Annotated in this window: 17 protein-coding genes and 1 other annotated feature; of the genes, 3 read left to right on the forward strand and 14 right to left on the reverse strand. The window is 44.1% G+C overall.

Annotation, left to right across the window (positions count from 1 at the left end; translation table 11 throughout):
- Positions 1 to 65: 65 nt before the first annotated feature.
- Complete coding sequence (locus tag J7E26_RS07590) at positions 66 to 1,691, reverse strand: peptide ABC transporter substrate-binding protein (protein WP_214800958.1); 1,626 nt, start codon at positions 1,689 to 1,691, stop codon at positions 66 to 68.
- A gap of 476 nt (positions 1,692 to 2,167) precedes the next feature.
- Positions 2,168 to 2,379 (forward strand) — a binding site (T-box leader).
- 53 nt (positions 2,380 to 2,432) lie between these two features.
- Here J7E26_RS07590 and trpS point away from each other — a divergent pair.
- Positions 2,433 to 3,425 carry a tryptophan--tRNA ligase gene (gene trpS, locus J7E26_RS07595; RefSeq protein WP_214800956.1) on the forward strand — a complete coding sequence of 331 codons (993 nt, stop codon included), beginning with the start codon at positions 2,433 to 2,435 and terminating at the stop codon, positions 3,423 to 3,425.
- Positions 3,426 to 3,458: 33 nt separating this feature from the next.
- Here the strand turns inward: trpS and J7E26_RS07600 are convergent, their stop codons facing one another.
- The 9 genes from J7E26_RS07600 to J7E26_RS07640 all read right to left on the reverse strand — a co-directional run bounded on the left by J7E26_RS07600 (position 3,459) and on the right by J7E26_RS07640 (position 13,291).
- The gene (locus tag J7E26_RS07600; RefSeq protein ID WP_214800953.1) at positions 3,459 to 4,211 is read right to left on the reverse strand and encodes a YjbA family protein; all 753 of its coding nucleotides are present in this window, start codon (positions 4,209 to 4,211) and stop codon (positions 3,459 to 3,461) included.
- Positions 4,212 to 4,422: 211 nt separating this feature from the next.
- Positions 4,423 to 5,334 (reverse strand): oligopeptide ABC transporter permease, encoded by a 912-nt coding sequence (gene opp4C / locus J7E26_RS07605; RefSeq protein WP_214800952.1) that lies wholly within the window; start codon positions 5,332 to 5,334, stop codon positions 4,423 to 4,425.
- 15 nt (positions 5,335 to 5,349) lie between these two features.
- Positions 5,350 to 6,300 carry an ABC transporter permease gene (gene appB / locus J7E26_RS07610; protein ID WP_214800950.1) on the reverse strand — a complete coding sequence of 317 codons (951 nt, stop codon included), beginning with the start codon at positions 6,298 to 6,300 and terminating at the stop codon, positions 5,350 to 5,352.
- A gap of 74 nt (positions 6,301 to 6,374) precedes the next feature.
- On the reverse strand, positions 6,375 to 8,003 hold the full coding sequence (locus J7E26_RS07615; protein WP_214800948.1) for a peptide-binding protein: 1,629 nt from the start codon (positions 8,001 to 8,003) through the stop codon (positions 6,375 to 6,377).
- Between the two features lie 77 nt (positions 8,004 to 8,080).
- On the reverse strand, positions 8,081 to 9,070 hold the full coding sequence (locus tag J7E26_RS07620; RefSeq protein WP_214800947.1) for an ABC transporter ATP-binding protein: 990 nt from the start codon (positions 9,068 to 9,070) through the stop codon (positions 8,081 to 8,083).
- The gene (locus J7E26_RS07625) at positions 9,067 to 10,053 is read right to left on the reverse strand and encodes an ABC transporter ATP-binding protein (RefSeq protein ID WP_214800946.1); all 987 of its coding nucleotides are present in this window, start codon (positions 10,051 to 10,053) and stop codon (positions 9,067 to 9,069) included. The genes J7E26_RS07620 and J7E26_RS07625 overlap by 4 nt, the downstream gene beginning before the upstream one ends.
- Positions 10,054 to 10,226: 173 nt before the next feature.
- Entirely contained in the window at positions 10,227 to 11,012 is a 786-nt protein-coding gene (locus tag J7E26_RS07630) for a DUF2268 domain-containing putative Zn-dependent protease (protein ID WP_214800945.1), read from the reverse strand.
- Positions 11,013 to 11,090: 78 nt separating this feature from the next.
- Positions 11,091 to 12,329, reverse strand: coding sequence for a beta-ketoacyl-ACP synthase II (fabF, locus tag J7E26_RS07635; RefSeq protein WP_214800943.1), 1,239 nt, complete (start codon positions 12,327 to 12,329; stop codon positions 11,091 to 11,093).
- Positions 12,330 to 12,352: 23 nt separating this feature from the next.
- Positions 12,353 to 13,291, reverse strand: coding sequence for a beta-ketoacyl-ACP synthase III (locus tag J7E26_RS07640; RefSeq protein WP_214800941.1), 939 nt, complete (start codon positions 13,289 to 13,291; stop codon positions 12,353 to 12,355).
- Positions 13,292 to 13,457: 166 nt separating this feature from the next.
- Here J7E26_RS07640 and J7E26_RS07645 point away from each other — a divergent pair, with 166 nt between their 5' ends.
- Entirely contained in the window at positions 13,458 to 13,691 is a 234-nt protein-coding gene (locus J7E26_RS07645) for a hypothetical protein (RefSeq protein WP_214800939.1), read from the forward strand.
- Positions 13,692 to 13,720: 29 nt separating this feature from the next.
- Here the strand turns inward: J7E26_RS07645 and J7E26_RS07650 are convergent, their stop codons facing one another.
- From J7E26_RS07650 to J7E26_RS07665, 4 genes are all read right to left on the reverse strand, one after another.
- Positions 13,721 to 13,912, reverse strand: a complete 192-nt coding sequence (locus J7E26_RS07650) for a ComZ family protein (protein WP_214800937.1) — start codon at positions 13,910 to 13,912, stop codon at positions 13,721 to 13,723.
- Between the two features lie 13 nt (positions 13,913 to 13,925).
- On the reverse strand, positions 13,926 to 14,879 hold the full coding sequence (locus tag J7E26_RS07655) for a BMP family ABC transporter substrate-binding protein (RefSeq protein WP_214800935.1): 954 nt from the start codon (positions 14,877 to 14,879) through the stop codon (positions 13,926 to 13,928).
- Positions 14,880 to 14,968: 89 nt separating this feature from the next.
- Complete coding sequence (locus J7E26_RS07660) at positions 14,969 to 15,535, reverse strand: hypothetical protein (RefSeq protein WP_214800933.1); 567 nt, start codon at positions 15,533 to 15,535, stop codon at positions 14,969 to 14,971.
- An 82-nt stretch (positions 15,536 to 15,617) separates the two neighbouring features.
- Positions 15,618 to 16,352, reverse strand: a complete 735-nt coding sequence (locus tag J7E26_RS07665; protein WP_214800931.1) for a hypothetical protein — start codon at positions 16,350 to 16,352, stop codon at positions 15,618 to 15,620.
- A 257-nt stretch (positions 16,353 to 16,609) separates the two neighbouring features.
- Between J7E26_RS07665 and J7E26_RS07670 the strand changes: the two genes are divergently transcribed.
- A complete protein-coding gene (locus tag J7E26_RS07670) occupies positions 16,610 to 16,795 on the forward strand; it encodes a YjzD family protein (protein WP_214800929.1) in 186 nt (61 codons plus the stop codon).
- Position 16,796: the final 1 nt, after the last annotated feature.

The raw sequence follows: 16,796 nt of genomic DNA on the forward strand, positions 1-16,796 counted from the left end.
GTAAGAAAGGTATATGGGGACATCCTCCCCATATACCTTGGGTCTTTTGTTTTTAGAGCCGCTTTCTATTCAAAAGAAGCATTTCTAAAGTAGACGTCGCCTGTTCCGGTTACAATGACATTTTTGAGGTTTTTATCCTGCACCCATGTATCTGTATAGAAATAAACTGGCGCGACCGGCATTGCATCAAGAAAAATCTTCTCTGCTTTTTTCAGCTCTTCGATACGTTTATCCGGGTCAGTTTCAAGCTGAGATTGATTCAATAATTTTTTAAACTCAGGATCTTCCCATCCGGTATCGTTGTTTCCGCCTTCTTTATCGCGGAACAATTCAAGGAAGTTGATCGCATCATTGAAGTCGCCGAGCCAGCCCATACGGCCGATTTGATAATCCTGGCTGTGCAGTTTGTCGATGTACACATTCCATTCGGAGTTATCAAGTTCAACCTTAACGCCTAAATTCTTTTTCCACATTTCCTGCACGGCCTGCGCGATTTTAGCGTGAGCATCATCCGTATTGAAAGATAATTTGATTGCCGGAAGGTCAGATACTTTCTTAACGCCTAACTCCTTCAAACCTTTATCAAGATATTCTTTTGCTGTTTTGACATCATTGTCTTTGAAATATCCTTTAGTATTATCTTTAAAGCCCTTCATTGACGGAGGCACGGCTGCCATTGCCGGGATTTGTTCGCCTTGGGTCACGTTTTTCACGATAGACGCGCGGTCGAGGGCATAAGTAAGAGCTTTCCGAATGTTGACATTATTCAGCGGTTTGGCTTCTGTATTAAATTTGTACCAATACACGCCGGCAATAGGCTTAACATTCAATGATCCGTCTTTCTTCAAAGTCGGCAGGGATTCTGTCGGAAGCTGTCCAAGCGGCATTCCCGCCCAATCAAGTTCCCCTGCTTGGAATTTTTTAAGTTCCGTGTTGTTATTGTTAATCATCACCATGTTGATTTTCTTCAGTTTTACAGAGTCTTTATCCCAATATTCATCGTTCTTAACAAGATCGATAGAACCGCTGTGTTTCCAGGCCGTCATTTTGAACGGGCCGTTTGACACATAATTTTCGCCTGCATTCGTATTCCAGTTTTTATGTTTTTCAGCAATTTTCTTGTTAATCGGCATATACGTATAGAATGATGTTAATTGCAGGAAGTAAGGTGTCGGGTTGTTCAGTTCAACCTTTAATGTTTTGTCATTAACGGCTTTTACGCCTACGTCATCAATTTTACCTTTTCCTGTGTTGGCAGCTTCAGCGCCTTTGATATAGTAGAGCTGATATGCGTATTGTGACTCGTTGTTCGGGTCAAGCGCCCATTTCCAGGCATATTCAAAATCCTGCGCAGTAACGGGATCGCCGTTTGACCATTTTGCACCGTCACGAATCGTAAATGTATAGGTCTTTCCGTCTTTGCTTTTTTCGATCTTAGATGCCATTCCTTCTTCAGGCTCACCTTTAGAGTTGACGCGTGTCAATCCTTCAAAGGTCTGACGGATGACACCGCCGGAAACGGAATCGTTAGCTAAACCGGGATGTAAAGAGAATGGTTCTGTTTTAATATTGATATGAAGTGATGTCTGCCCTTTGGTGTCATTCTTTCCACCGCCGCCTGATCCGCCGCATGCACTTAACACAAGCGAGAAGATAAGCATTAAACCCACAATAGACCAACGCTTTTTCATGCACTAACCCCCTAATTAATTTTTCAGCCTTTACTACTAAATACTCAGAAATATCAGACAAAATAACTTAATATTTTTCTAAACTTTAATTGTGTTCCGTCTTTTCTGATTATTTTATGTAAAGAAGCTGTAACAATAGAGTGAACAAGTTCATTATAATGAAATGAATAATTTATTGCAATACTATTTTCTCAATTTAAAATATTTAAATTTGGTCAGTTTTTCTGCCAAAAACGTGACATCCTTCTATAGTTTAAAGCATAACTAAACTAAATTTTCCGCAGATAATTTCCAGTTCATATTGCTTTTTACATATAATATTCGTTATACGAAATGTTGATAAGTGTTATCATTTAGGCATTTCCAGACAATTTCGTGATTTTTCGAACCATGAGAGAACTGGAAAAAATCTTGTATTCTTCTGATGACATTTGTCTATAATTGATTTATAATGGATCAATCAAACATAATTGTTGTGATTCGCTATGATGAAGAGTAGTACACATTTCAACCCATTTGAAGAGAGCCTGCGGTGCTGTGAGCAGGTAATGGGCAATGTGGAATGGACTTCTGAGCAGCTGACCGAACGTAAGTAGGCTCAGCCGGAGCAGTCTCCGTTACCAACGTCTCGAGCGATTCCATTGTTATGGAATAATCAGGGTGGCACCACGGTTCATTCGTCCCTTTTTCTACGGGAAGAATGGGCTTTTTTTATTATGTTTTAGAAACGAGGTATGGATTATGAAGAAAACAATTTTTTCAGGCATTCAGCCGAGCGGGTCAGTAACGCTCGGAAACTACATCGGAGCAATGAAGCAATTTGTCGATTTGCAGCATGATTACAACGGTTACTTTTGTATCGTTGATCAGCACGCGATTACGGTGCCTCAAGATCGGCTTGAGCTGCGGAAAAATATCCGCAATCTTGCAGCGCTATACGTAGCGGTCGGGCTTGACCCCGAGAAAGCGACACTGTTTATCCAATCAGAGGTTCCCGCTCACGCCCAAGCGGGTTGGATGCTTCAATGCGTCGCATATATCGGTGAACTTGAGCGGATGACGCAGTTTAAGGATAAGTCCAAAGGTAAGGAAGCCGTTGTTTCCGGACTGTTAACATATCCGCCGCTTATGGCCGGAGATATTTTGCTGTACGGAACTGACCTTGTCCCTGTGGGAGAAGACCAGAAACAGCACCTTGAGCTGACCCGAAATCTGGCGGAACGTTTCAACAAAAAATACAATGATATTTTCACGATCCCCGAGGTCAAAATCCCTAAAACGGGCGCGCGCATCATGTCGCTGGCTGACCCGCTGAAGAAAATGAGCAAGTCAGACCCGAATCAAAAGGCATTCATCACGCTGCTTGATGAGCCGAAGCTGCTCGAAAAGAAAATCAAGAGCGCCGTAACCGATTCTGAAGGAATTGTAAAATACGATAAAGAAAACAAACCGGGCGTCTCTAATCTGCTTACCATCTACTCAATTTTAGGAGGCGCATCGATCGAAGAATTAGAGGCTAAATATGAAGGCAAAGGCTACGGCGAATTCAAGAGCGATTTAGCTGAAGTGGTGGTCAATGCGTTAACGCCGATTCAAGAGCGCTACCGTGAATTAATTGAAAGTGACGAATTGGACCGGATTCTCGATGAAGGTGCAGAGCGCGCCAACAAGGCGGCCGGCAAAATGGTGAAAAAGATGGAAAACGCCATGGGGCTCGGACGGAAAAGACGATAAAAAAAGAGGCGGGGTTTCCCTGCCTCTTTTTCTTTAATTCACTTTTGATTCCTGTTCCATCTCCCAAAGCTTCTCGAAAAACGGCTGCCCTTTTATCAAGTTTTCACAGAAAGCGAGATGCTTGTCTGACCAGCCTTCAATCGTTTCATTATAAAGCATGTCCCAAATCTCCTCAAAGCTCATTCGTTTGATCTGCTCGTACATATGCGGATTCCACTCAGTATACCAATACACAATTTCCGCTCGGTTTTTCAGCCCTTTCAGCTGATCAAGCGCCATAAACATCAGCTGCTTGATCTGCCGCTCTTTTCTCGTCAGCCCTCTGACGTGCTCCGGCGCCAATGATAAAATGTGATATTCCTTTGAAGACTCCAATTGCTTCGGCTCAAATTGATAGGCTTCAGGCTCTACATCCTTTACCATTTCATAGACAAGCTGCTCCTGCCTCGGAATCAGACGGCTCTTCCGGACCGGAATGGTATAGCCGATCGTATCCACGGCAATGATGCCGATTCCGTCTGTTACGACAAAACAATATTCAAGCTTCGTCCGTTCATGATTTTTTCGCACGTATGATTTTTGGTGAACTTCATCAAGCAGCTCTTTCGGAAGCTCCGATAAATCGTTTTCTATGTAATGAAATAACACCGACGGCACTCTGAGCAATGGCGTCTGATCCAAAAGCTCTACCGTATCTTCCTTGCGCCATTCGTGAAAATGGCATACATTATAACCATTCTCTTCACCTTCAAACCAATTCACCCACACATCATGAAGAAATAACATATTCGACCCCTCACTTTATAAAAACTGTTGTCCACAGTATAGGCAAGGGGAAGATAAATTATTCCATTTCCATATGAGAATTCCGCTTCAGCCTGAAAGACCCGGCGTTTCCGCCTTTCCCTCTTTGGTCAGCATGCCTGTAAGCCTTCATTGCAGAAACATAATACAAGGATCAAAAGAATAAAAAAATCTCCCGTTGTGAACCGGGAGATCATTTCACATTTTTAGGATCAAGCGCATCACGCAGCCCGTCACCGACAAAGTTGAAGCATAATACGGTAAAAAGAATGAATAGTCCGGGAAACAATGGATACCACCATGCCTGTATCATAATCGTAAAGTTTTGCGCATCTTGAAGCATATTTCCCCAGCTTGCAATGGGCGGCTGTATTCCGAAACCGAGATAGCTCAGCGCGGATTCAGCCAGAATAACCGAGCCGACTTTTAAAGTTGCTGACACAATGATCGGTCCCAGCGCGTTGGGAAGGATATGAGAAAAAATGATTTTATGCGTTTTTGTCCCGATTGTTTTGGCAGCCAGGACATATTCTCTTGAACGTAAAGATAAAAATTCTCCCCTGACCAAACGCGCAGTGGTTGTCCACCCCGTCAGACAAAAGATTAAAATCAATTTGTCCACACCCGGTTTAAATATGGTAACAAGCGTAATCAATAAGAAAATATCAGGTATTGAAAGCACTATATCAACTAAACGCATAATAACAGCATCCACAATGCCTTTAAAATAGCCTGCTAACGCGCCTAAGATGGTTCCGATAAAAATGGAGCCGACCACAGACGCAAAACCGACTAATAAAGAGATCCGCGCGCCATATAATATCCTGCTGAAAATGTCACGCCCAAATTTATCCGTTCCCATCAAATGCTCTAGCCCCGGTGCTTTAAATTTATCAAGCAAACTTTGCTGCTCTTGCGAATAAGGAGCAATCACCGGCGCCAAAATCGCTGACATAATAATTACAAACAGAATAATAGCACCCGCAACCGCCAGTTTATTTTTCGAAAACTTTTCCCAAAAGATTTTTGTCATGGTTTCCGGCTTTTCGGCAATATTTTCTTTCAGCCCGACCTCCGGTGCTGGAGGTGTGTTTAATTCGGCCATCATCGTTCCCCCCTTTTAATATTCAATTCTCGGATCAACCACTGCATATAAAATGTCAGCGACAAGGTTGCCGATCACCACAAGGACGGCTGAAATGACGGTCATCGCCATAATAACTGGATAATCACGCTGGAACGCTGAATCGACAAACAGCTTTCCTAACCCCGGCCATGTGAATATTTGTTCTACGACAACAGATCCGCCGATAAATGAGGGAATCATCAGTCCAAAGATTGTAATAACAGGCAATAACGCATTCCTCAGGCCGTGCTTAAATAACACACGATTTTCTTTAAACCCCTTCGCTCTTGCCGTACGGATATAATCCTGATTTAATACGTCCAGCATATTTGATCTCGTGTATCTTGTCAGACCGGCCATATCGGCCGTCGCTAATACGAATGCAGGCAAAATTAAATGATGGATGCGGTCAAAAATATTGAAGTCCGTGTTCAGCGTCTCGACACCTCCGGTAGGAAACCAGCCAAGGTTTACAGATAGAACCATAATTAAAATTAATCCAAACCAAAAGTTCGGAATAGCCAATCCTATAAATGAGGTAAATGTAATGCCATAGTCGAGTTTTGAATAGGGTCGTTTTGCGGACAAGACGCCAAATGGGATAGAGATGATAAGAGCCAAAATCGTTGAAACGAGCATCAGTATGAGCGTATTGGGCATTCGGGCCATAATCAGTTCTGAGACAGGTGTTCCTTTTCTGACAATTGACGTTCCGAAATCCCCCTGAACCATATTGCCGAGCCACTTTAAATATTGAACATACTGAGGATCATTTAACCCGTATTTTTCAATAAATTGTTCTCTGTCGGCCTGGCTGATTTTCGGGTCCATCATTAACGTCATCGGATCTCCCGGCGCAGCTTTCATGATAATAAAAGATAAAATGGTGATCCCCAATAAAATTGGAATGGACATCAATGTTCTTCTGATAATATATGTAGCCATATTCTTGTCCCCTTTACTATCCTTATTAAAAACAGAAGAGGGAGGAAACGCTCTCCCTCCCCTCTAAGGGAAAATTATTTTGCAAGCCACCACTTTTGAATATTATACAAATCACGTTTCGGATGGTATTTGTATCCCTCAAGGTTTGCCGGCATTGCCATGTGATTGTTAGGGTAATACAAGAACGTATACGGCTGATCTTCCGCGATTTTTTGATAGATTTGCTCGTATTCTTTTGAATACTGCTTTCTGTCGCTGATCGATTTTGCATCCTTCATGAGTTTATCCGCTTCAGCATTCTTATACCACACATAGTTTAAGCCCTTTTTAATTTGGTTTGAGTGGAAGATGTCATATTGGTCTGGGAAAGTAGATAAGCTCCAGCCCATGACCATCGCGTCAAAATCCCAATTCGGAGGATTCATCTGTTCAACAAGGGCGCTCCATTCTACAATCTGAGTCTTCACTTCAATGCCGATTTTCTTCAGCTGTTCTTGAACGACTACAGCTATGTCTTCCCGGACTTTGTTTCCTTGGTTCGTTTTCAGTGTAAACGAGAATTTCTTTCCGTCTTTATCTAAAATGCCGTCACCGTTCGTATCTTTCCATCCGGCTTCCGCAAGCATTTGTTTCGCTTTTTTCTCGTTATACGTGAATTTCGGAACTTCAATGTCCTTAGGATAGTTCCAAGATAAAGGACTTTCCGGAATGTAGGCTACCTTGCCGTCTCCATCTAATACTTGGTTGACGATTGACTCACGGTCAAGAGCGGTTGTGAGCGCCTGGCGGACCTTTTTGTCCTTGAATAATTCGTTCTTCTCATTCCAGCCGATGTATACATAACTTAATGCCAGATCAGTGACTACTTTGAGGTTATTAAATTTTTCAGCGGTTTTATAGTCAGTGGCCGGCACATTAAAGAAATTAATATCGCCAGCTTGGAGCTGAGCTACCGCGGCATTTGCATCCGGGATAATTTTGTAGGTCACCGTATCTAAATAAGGTCTTCCTTCAAAGTAATCATCATTCGCTTCGAGTTTAATATATTGCCCCTGTTTCCATTCTTTAAATTTGAACGGGCCTGATCCGATTGGTTTTTTTCTATTAAATTCGTTTTCTTCCAAATCTGCAACCGGAACATTACCGAGAATATGCTTCGGCAGAATGGCTGTGCTGTCTAAAGCATTGTTATAGAAATTACCGTCTTTATAATTCAGCTTGAACAATACTTCGTAATCGCCTTTTTTCTCGACGGATTTCAGCATTTCATAAGTTGATCCGCGTTCTCCCTTGTAATCTTTGCTTAACGGGACACTGTACGTAAATACAACGTCATCTGCGGTCAGTTCTTTTCCGTCGTGAAACTTAACGCCTTTTTTAATCTTCACATCGTACGCAAGCCCGCCGTCTAATTCTTTAATGCTCTCAGCAAGCGACAATTTCACGTTCAGTTTTTCATCCGTTTTCGTTAAATAGCTGTAAAGCATATTCTCAACTTCAGTACTTGCATCATCTGTGGAATACAGCGAGTTAAAGAGTGTAGGCTCCCCGATAGACCCGACAACCAAATCTCCGCCTTTTTGCGGTTTGCCTGCCGGTTTGGATTCGGAGCTTGTGGATTTTGAGCCGGAGCAGGCGGACAGGAAGATGGCGAGCGCCATAAAAACACTTAGCATCATCAGTGCAGATTTACGTAATTTCATATCAATTCCCCCTTTGTGATATATATGCGGCAAGTTCGTTATGTAATCCGGCATACCCCCTCTCAAAGCTTGTCATTTTAGGCATACAAATGGCAGGCGACGAAATGATCGGGAGCGGCTTCTTGGAATGCCGGTATTTGTTCTTTGCAAATCGGTTTGGCCATCGGGCATCTTGTGTGGAACACACAGCCTTTCGGCGGGTTGGCCGGGCTTGGCAGTTCTCCTTTCAGGATGATTCGTTCCCGCTTGACGGCTCCTTTTTTTCTCGTGAGCGGCACTGAGGAAAGGAGCGCTTGCGTATAAGGGTGAAGCGGATTGTCGTAGAGCTCGTGCTTATCGGTCAGCTCCATCATTTTTCCGAGATACATGACGCCGACTCTGTCGCTGATATGGCGGACAACACTTAAATCGTGAGAGATAAAGAGATATGTCAGATTAAATTCTTCCTGCAGTTCTTCCATTAAATTGATGACTTGGGCTTGGATGGAGACATCAAGCGCGGAAACGGGCTCATCCGCAATGATCAGCTCCGGATTTAATGTAAGCGCTCTTGCGATGCCGATCCGCTGCCGCTGCCCTCCGGAAAACTCGTGCGGATAGCGGCCCGCAAAGCTCGGATGAAGCCCGACTTTTGCAAGCAGCTCTTCCACTCTTTCGTTTCGTTCGCGCAGGCTGTACATATTGTGAGTATGAAACGGTTCTTTAATAATGGAACGCAATGTTTTTCTCGGATTGAGTGATGCGAAGGGATCTTGGAATACCATCTGAATGTTTTTGCGGACGCTTTTTCTAAGTTTTTCTTCAGACAAGTTGGAAATATCCCGGCCTTTGAAAAGAATCTGGCCGTCTGTGGGTTTGTATAAGCGGATCATCGTTCTGCCTGCAGTTGACTTGCCGCAGCCTGATTCTCCGACGATCCCGAGCGTTTCACCGCGTTTCAGTGAGAAGGACACACCGTCTACAGCTTTTACGTCCCCGACTTTTCTTTGAAAAAAACCGGAGCGGATCGGAAAATATTTTTTTACGTCTTTCAGCTCTAAAATGGTTTCTTGGTTGGCAGCTGTCATTTTGAATCGGCACCCTCTTCCTCATATAAGAAACATCTTACAGAACGGCCGTTTTGATGTGTCACGAGCGAAGGCTGCCCCGTCCGGCATTTATCCATCGCTTTTGAACATCTTGGAGCAAAACGGCAGCCTTCCGGCAAATTGTCCGGTGTCGGCACGCTTCCTTTGATCGCATTCAATGTATCAATCTCTCCGTCTATCACCGGAATGGAGGTTAACAGCCCTTCCGTGTACGGATGAAGCGGTTCTAAAAATAATTCATCGACGGTTGCGCTTTCTACGACTTGTCCGCAGTACATGACGATCACCCTGTCAGCCGCTTCTGAAACGACGCCTAAATCATGGGTGATGAGCAAAATGGAAGTATCGAATTTTTTGCAGAGGTCTTTCATCAGCTCCAGCACCTGGGCTTGTATCGTCACATCAAGCGCCGTCGTCGGCTCATCGGCAATCAGGAGCTTTGGGTTGCAGCTGAGCGCGATGGCGATCATGACCCTCTGCCTCATTCCTCCTGATAAGCGGTGCGGATATTCTTTTAACATTTGTTCGGCTCTGGAGAATCCGACCAATTTCAGAAGATCCACTGCCTTTTTCAGGGCTTCTTTTTTGCTCATTTTTTTATGGTATTCAAGCACTTCTGTAATTTGTTCACCGATGGTCAGCACCGGATTGAGGGAAGTCATGGGTTCCTGAAAAATCATAGAGACGTCATTTCCGCGGATTTTGCAATATTCGTTTTCGCTAAAGGAGGCCAAGTCCTTGCCTTCAAGCTTAATCGAGCCGTCCATTATTTTCCCGCCCGAGCTTTGGACAAGTCCCATAATAGAAAGCGAGGTGATGCTTTTGCCCGAGCCGGATTCTCCTACAAGCGCGACGGTTTCACCTTTGTTAATGTGAAAATCAACACCGTCAACTGCGGGAATCGGCTGCTTTTTTCTGAAAAAATAGGTCTTTAAATTATTCACTTCTAATAGTGTGCTCATGATACTCCCCTTTCTCATTCCGCTGCATCAGAGGAAAACATTCGTTTCGCTATCAAAAAATATAGAATAGTCGAAAAATTTTATAGTTGTATATTATTACATCATTATTACAAAAGCAAGAATTTTTTAGGATAAATGTAATATCCTTAAATAATTTCCATTCTTTTAATCTTTTAAAGCGTTGCTTCCAGAAAGGTTTTCGAGGGGATGGACAGCGCTTCCTCCACTGTTTTTTTATTATCTGTTAAATATTTTTTTACTATATTGAATCCGACGGCATAGCCAAGCATTGAGGGTACGTATCCTTTGCCGAATAACAGCTGGGAAAACTGTCTGCTGTCTCTTGTTAATCGGAGATTTGGCTTGATTCTTTTTTCAAACAGAAACTGCAGCTGCTCAGGCGTATAGTAGGACGTCCACTCCGCCGTAAGGCTTGAGCCGAAGCGCTCATAAACAGCATATTCTGCCAGCCCCTCCATCATGATTGTATCAAGTAATGTGACATCTTTTTCATCCTTTGTCACATGTTCTAACCGGCAGACATGATTATATTCATGCGTCATAATGGCGGAGACAGCCGAATTAGAACTATCTGACGATAAGAAGAGGAACATTTTATCCCGGAAGGCAAGGCCCGATTTTGACCCGAACTCCAGACGGATTCTCCGATTTCGTTCATCGACGGGCAAAAGAATAATCGGCACGTCAGGCCCGTTCCACTTTTCCTTTAGATTCTTCTCTTCCTTTTGAACATGGCTGAAACATCCTTTTTCTTTCAGCTGATTGATTGTAAGTGATCCGTCTTTCATATTGCGAAACATCCCGTGGTTTTGGAGAGTTCCGAGTATCGGCTTCCAATCTTTCTGTTTTGCTCCTGAAAAAAGAGGTAAAATGTGTACGGCTAACTCATCTATAGATGCCGCATTATTTATCCATTTGTATGTTTGTTTGACACTCATGCTGGTTCGCCTCCTCTTTTTATGATATGCAGGCAAAAAAAACCGGCCACCCTTTTGGGCAGCCGGCCAATGACTGTGTTATTGATATTTTTTGAAGATCAAAGTGGCATTATGTCCGCCGAATCCGAGCGAGTTGCTGAGGACGACATTTACATCCTGCTGACGCGCTTTATCCGGTACGTAATCTAAATCACATTCTTCATCAGGCGTTTCAATATTGATCGTCGGCGGAATGATTCCGTCTTTAATCGCCATAACGGAGAAAATCGCTTCGATACCGCCGGCAGCTCCTAACAGGTGGCCCGTCATTGATTTTGTCGAGCTGACTGCAAGCTTGTACGCATGCTCGCCGAAAACGGTTTTAATAGCCATTGTTTCGTATTTATCATTGTAATACGTGCTTGTACCATGAGCGTTGATGTAATCAATATCCTCCGGCTTGATGCCGGCATCCTTGATCGCTTCCTGCATTGCTCTGGCTCCGCCTTCACCGTCTTGGGCAGGCGCGGTAATGTGATAAGCATCACCCGTTGAACCGTAACCGACAATTTCTCCGTAAATTTTCGCGCCGCGGGCAAGCGCATGCTCTAATTCTTCAAGCACAACGATTCCCGCGCCTTCTCCCATGACAAACCCGTCACGATTTTTATCAAACGGGCGGCTTGCCGTTTTCGGATCAGGATTTGTAGAAAGCGCTTTGTTGGCGCTGAAGCCCGCAAAAGACATTCTTGTCAGCGGCGCTTCCGTACCGCCGGTAATCATCGCATCAGCATCGCCGCGCTGGATGACTTTAAACGCGTCCCCGATAGAGTTCGTTCCCGTCGCGCATGCCGTCACCGTACAGGAGTTGACTCCTTTCGCTCCGAGTGCGATCGAGATTTGGCCTGTCGCCATATCCGGAATCATCATTGGAACAAAAAACGGGCTGACCCTTCTCGGCCCTTTTGTTAAGAAGATTTCAAATTGCGATTCAAGCGTTTCAAGGCCGCCGATGCCGGACCCCACCCAAACGCCGACTCTTGGCGCAATGTCTTCTGTAATGTTCAGACCTGCATCTTCAACCGCCATTTTCGCGGCAACGACTGCATATTGTGTGAAGCGGTCCATTTTTCTCGCTTCTTTTTTATCCATAAAGTTTTCAATGTTGAAATCTTTCAGTTCAGCGGCTACTTTCGCCGGATATTCATCCGATTCCACACGTGTGATCGGACCGATTCCGGACACGCCGCCGATTGCGTTTTTCCAGCTTGTTTCGGCGTCGCTGCCAAGCGGAGACAGGGCTCCGAGTCCTGTAACGACTACTCTTTTTTTACTCATCTTGTGTGCACCTCACCTTTTTTCTATCGACCCCAGCGCATTGCGATAGCGCCCCATGTTAAACCTCCGCCGAATCCAACCATGACGATCACATCACCGTCTTTGATTTTTCCGGCTTCTAATTCCTCTACTAATGAAATCGGAATAGATGCAGCAGAAGTGTTACCGTATTTATGGATAGTTTTAGACATCTTTTCAACCGGAAGCTCTAAACGTTCCCGCGCCGCTTCCATAATGCGGATGTTTGCCTGATGGGGAATTAAAAAGTCTACGTCCTCCTTGGAGAGGCCGGCTTTTTCAATGACATTTACACTTGATTCACCCATTTGGCGGACGGCGAATTTGAATACTTCTCTTCCATGCATGATTGTATGCCCTTTTTCATCTAAGTACAAGTGCTGGCCGCCTGTTCCGTCTGCTCCAAGCTCAAATGACAGAATGCCTCTGTCGTCGCTGACAGGCCCGATGACCGCCGCGCCCGCTCCGTCCCCAAACAGAACGGCCGTGTTGCGGTCTTCCCAGTCTGTAATGCTTGAGAGTTTTTCCACACCGACCACAAGAACATGTTTGTATGTTTGTGATTCAATAAATTGTTTGGCAGTCACAATACCGTACATAAAACCTGCGCATGCGGCACTGATATCCATTGCGCATGCTTTTTTGGCACCCAGCTTTTCCTGAATCATACAAGAAACGGTCGGGAATGACTGGTCAGGAGTAACGGTTGCGACGAGAATCATATCAAGATCCTCAGCCGATACGCCCGCCTGGTCAAGCGCCTTTTGCGCAGCCTCAGCAGCCATGCCTGATGAATACATGTCTTCAGCAGCGATTCTTCTTTCTTCTATACCTGTTCTCGTCCGAATCCATTCGTCCGATGTTTCTACCATTTGTTCAAGATCATGATTTGTCAGCACTTTTTCCGGAATGTAGCGGCCGACACCAAGTATTCCAGCTTTCATAGGGAAGACTCCTTTATATAGTGAATTTAAAAATTATTTATTAAGATCAATTATTAGTATCAGGTACTAATTCTACCCTATTTTTTTTCTGTTGGCAATATATTCGTCTAAACTAGACGCGATTCTCTCTCATAGAATACCTCAAAGACGAAAGGAGGCCTTGAGTATGGACATTTTCACAAAAATGATGTTCGGCAATATTGAGGACCGGGAAGAACGGGAAGAACGGGAGGAGCAAAAGGAAGAGAAAGAAGAGCCTGAAGCTGATCCCGAAGAGACAATCGATTACAATCATGTGATGAATCAGCTCGGCGCCATTATGAACTCCCTCGATCAATTAAAGCCAGTCTTTAAAGACCTCGCGCCGATGGTGTCCGCCTTAAAGAAAAAAATAATGTGAAAAGCCACTTCCATTAAAAGTGGCTCTCTTTATTTATTCGGCTCCCCGGCATCGGATTTGCCAAGCTCATAAGCTTCCGCCATGACTGATGTAAACAGGTTCATAAACGGCTGGATCATTTCCATAGACAGATCAATGCCTGATTTCTCAAGCTCCGCCTTCGCTTCCGGCAAATATTTCATTGCAATCTGCATAAATTCAAGCGATTTTTCATGCTGCATGTGTATCCACCTCTTATTCATTTGACGGCAGTTCATTTGTTTGATTATACGTTTTTACTAGATCGGCTATCTTTTGCTGAAAAGCTTTGTCCACCAGGGGGCTGAAGGTTCCCATTTCGACGACTCCGTCTCTGAAATCGAAGCTGTGGTCTCCGCTCTTTAAGACACCTTTATTATACTGTTCTGCGATCAGTGTGTAGGCTTTATCTACATTTTGCACCGTGCTTGTCAGCACCGTGTTTTTGCCTAAATCAGCTTGATCGGCGACATAGCCGATGGCGTACAGTCCGTCTTTTTTTATTTGCTGAATGACAGGAACATTATACCCGTCTCCGGCCGGATACACAACATCCGTGCCTTCATCCTTTAATTTCCCGTAAAGGTGCAGCGCTTCATTGTCATTATCCCAGTGGTCTGTAAATTCAGTATTGACGACGATGTCGGGGTTTTCATATTTTGCCCCTTTGATAAAGCCGTCTACTTCGGGCTGCCATAAAAATGAAGCTATAACGCCGACCTGATTGGTTTTTGACATGTGGGCAGCGGTCATTCCGCCGAAAAAGCCCATTGCTTCTCCCATGAGATGGACGCTTGTGACATTGTCGCCTTTAGCCGTTCCGTTTGAGATGACGAATTCCATGTCGGGATAGTCCTTGCTGATCATATTAAAGATTTCCTCATATTCTTTTCCGTGTCCGTATAAAAGATTGACACCTCTTTTATGAAAGTCCTCTATCGCTTTTAAAATATCTTCGTCAGATCTTATATTTTCTTTATAATAAACGTCTACGTTAAATTCAGATTGTATCGCTAATAAACCTTTGTAACCTTTTGTGCCCCATACCAGATCATTGATGGTATCGGGAAAAAGCATTCCGACCTTCTCAATTTTTCCTTTAAACGGAGTTTGTGCGCATCCGCTCATTAAAAGGAGGACAGAAAAGATCATGACAAGCCTGGTGATCAAGCCATGTTCAACCCCTTTTCAAACCCATAACATGTATATTTGATATACGTTTATTGTAGCGGTAATGCACATAACATGGAAGGTTTTTCTTAAAATTTGTCGAATATTGATGAAAATTGTCTTTTCCATTCTTGAATTTTTTCTTCCGCTTCATATTTTTCCGTTTTTTCTTCTATTTTCAGCGTCATAACCGAATCTTCATCTTTTATGCTGTCTGATTCCAGCTTGTTTTTCAGCTGAGCGGCTGCGTCATCTAAAAAAAAGCGGTTTTCGCTGTCTTCTTTCGGCTCCCTCCACGGACCGTACAAAGGCGGAAGGATGATGGCCCGGGCCGCTTCCCTCTGGCAGCTCTTTTCCCATGCTTCGAGATCCTCGCTGTATATGATCCAATACAGAGGTTCCGTCCTATCTTCAGGAAGAAATCCGCTTCCGTATTGAATGCAGATCTGATCGTATGTCTTTTCGCCAATTTCATCTATTTTCTGAAAATGCTCGTTTCTTCCGAGCCACATTAATCTTTCTTCCAAATACAGCTGCCGGGTTTTATCTTTCGGTTGAGCCAAAATGACATCAACGTATGTTCCTTCATCCATCAACTGCTCGCATAATGAAAGGCCGAGAAATTCATCTGCTCCAATTATCAGCGCTGCTTTCATCTCATCTGCCGCCTTTCCGGTTTTTCATTGGCGCACAAGCCAAACAGCCCTCTGAAAAGAGATGGCTGTTGTATTCTATTCACTACAGTTCTTTTTCATGCCTGCGGAAAAACTGACAGATGGCGCCATACATCCGTGCGGGATGCTCAAATAAATGATAGGTAATATCCGCTTTGCTTCCGGTCCTTTCCAACGCTTCTTTATATGCGTTCGCATGCAGGAGGTGTGGATACGGCGCTCCGGTCATTCTTTGCCAAATATGTACCGGAACGCGGGTGGAGAAGCCTGAAATGGTTTGATAGCGGCGTGAGCTTGCTTCTTTTTCAGATATGCCGAAGCTTGCGGCAGCTTCCCTCAGAAATTGTTTATAGAAAAATTTATTTTCTTTTTCAGATTCATAATGAGCTTGAAGATCAAGACAAGGATTCAGCATCGCGGCTGAACGGATATGTTCCGGGGAAAAACGCAGCAATTGATCGGCGCAGAGGGCGCCCATGCCGTCTGCCAACAGATGAATTTTCGGATTGAGGATTTCTTGTTTCAGCACATAGTGGATCAGCTGCTTGGCGTAGGCAACCGCTTTTTCCGCTCCCCAGTGCCTGCCGTACAAATTGCTGTTGAAGATGGTATAGCCCTTTTCCCTCAGCATGTTTAACAGCTGATTTCTTCCGTAATGCTCGAGCCAAAAGCTGGAGTCCCCGCTGACATAGTGTGTTCTGTCACCAAGGATAAAGACGCCGAAGCCGTTCGGCTGATACGGAAGGTGGATGACGTTCGGCTCAGACCCCAATTGGAAAAACCTTTCCGTTATCCCCAACCTTCCCGCCTCCTTTCACTCCTAATCTCTCGCTATCTTATGTAAATAGAAATGAAACGGATAAGGTATACCCCTATTTACTCCTATGTTTTGGCTATTATACCAAATACCGATACTCTATTTTATCATTAAATAGGCAGAAAGCAGAGTGAATGCCGATGCCAGAGACCTTCATTTTGATGCGAAAATTGCCTTTCGCCCGGGCTTTATGTATGGTATGATACAACGTAGAATAAAATGAAGGACGAGGTGGAAACGTGCGGTATATTATTGCTTTTATTTGGACGTTCCTTTTATCACATATGGCCTGTTATCTGGTCGCCTCCATGAACAGTGCGGCATACAGCTTTAAGCAATCTTCCGTTATTGCCGTCATCATTGCGGTGCTTGTCTTTGTTCTTGCGGAAATCATGCCTGTGAAACAGGATGCCGGCCAGCATTAAT

It is taken from the genome of Bacillus sp. ISL-51, from assembly GCF_018613535.1.
Lineage (GTDB): Bacteria > Bacillota > Bacilli > Bacillales > Bacillaceae > Bacillus.

Bases quoted from the DNA above. Each gene is read 5' to 3' on its own strand.
- J7E26_RS07620 (WP_214800947.1), bottom strand. From the start codon at position 9,070: ATGACAGCTGCCAACCAAGAAACCATTTTAGAGCTGAAAGACGTAAAA.
- opp4C (WP_214800952.1), bottom strand. From the start codon at position 5,334: ATGGCCGAATTAAACACACCTCCAGCACCGGAGGTCGGGCTGAAAGAA.
- J7E26_RS07590 (WP_214800958.1), bottom strand. From the start codon at position 1,691: ATGAAAAAGCGTTGGTCTATTGTGGGTTTAATGCTTATCTTCTCGCTT.
- J7E26_RS07600 (WP_214800953.1), bottom strand. From the start codon at position 4,211: ATGTTATTTCTTCATGATGTGTGGGTGAATTGGTTTGAAGGTGAAGAG.
- J7E26_RS07650 (WP_214800937.1), bottom strand. From the start codon at position 13,912: ATGCAGCATGAAAAATCGCTTGAATTTATGCAGATTGCAATGAAATAT.
- J7E26_RS07615 (WP_214800948.1), bottom strand. From the start codon at position 8,003: ATGAAATTACGTAAATCTGCACTGATGATGCTAAGTGTTTTTATGGCG.
- J7E26_RS07625 (WP_214800946.1), bottom strand. From the start codon at position 10,053: ATGAGCACACTATTAGAAGTGAATAATTTAAAGACCTATTTTTTCAGA.
- J7E26_RS07645 (WP_214800939.1), top strand. From the start codon at position 13,458: ATGGACATTTTCACAAAAATGATGTTCGGCAATATTGAGGACCGGGAA.
- trpS (WP_214800956.1), top strand. From the start codon at position 2,433: ATGAAGAAAACAATTTTTTCAGGCATTCAGCCGAGCGGGTCAGTAACG.
- J7E26_RS07660 (WP_214800933.1), bottom strand. From the start codon at position 15,535: ATGAAAGCAGCGCTGATAATTGGAGCAGATGAATTTCTCGGCCTTTCA.
- fabF (WP_214800943.1), bottom strand. From the start codon at position 12,329: ATGAGTAAAAAAAGAGTAGTCGTTACAGGACTCGGAGCCCTGTCTCCG.
- appB (WP_214800950.1), bottom strand. From the start codon at position 6,300: ATGGCTACATATATTATCAGAAGAACATTGATGTCCATTCCAATTTTA.
- J7E26_RS07640 (WP_214800941.1), bottom strand. From the start codon at position 13,291: ATGAAAGCTGGAATACTTGGTGTCGGCCGCTACATTCCGGAAAAAGTG.
- J7E26_RS07630 (WP_214800945.1), bottom strand. From the start codon at position 11,012: ATGAGTGTCAAACAAACATACAAATGGATAAATAATGCGGCATCTATA.